Origin of the sequence: Vibrio sp. 10N.286.51.E5 (assembly GCF_041469125.1) — a bacterium.
GTDB lineage: Bacteria > Pseudomonadota > Gammaproteobacteria > Enterobacterales > Vibrionaceae > Vibrio > Vibrio crassostreae_C.
Genome location: NZ_JBFRJZ010000086.1, coordinates 1 through 224, shown reverse-complemented (window position 1 = coordinate 224; position 224 = coordinate 1). Strand labels below are relative to the sequence as shown.

Here is a 224-nt window from a genome sequence, read left to right as displayed (position 1 = left end):
TGAGATGAGTTTTCCCTGGCACTATAAGTGTCCTAAAGGGTTGTCGTAGACTACGACGTTGATAGGCAGGGTGTGTAAGTGCTGCGAGGCATTGAGCTAACCTGTACTAATTGCCCGTGAGGCTTAACCATACAACACCCAAGGGGTTTTGTGGACTCAAAGAAATACCAAACGCTTGAATGAGTTTGAAGAGACTTTTAAATACAGTTTTCCAGATTATTTTG

The 224-nt window shown here is 42.9% G+C and carries 1 rRNA gene; it reads left to right on the top strand.

The features are described from left to right. A 23S ribosomal RNA gene (locus AB4161_RS21710) occupies positions 1–131 on the top strand; the annotation flags it as partial. Positions 132–224 lie beyond the last annotated feature (93 nt).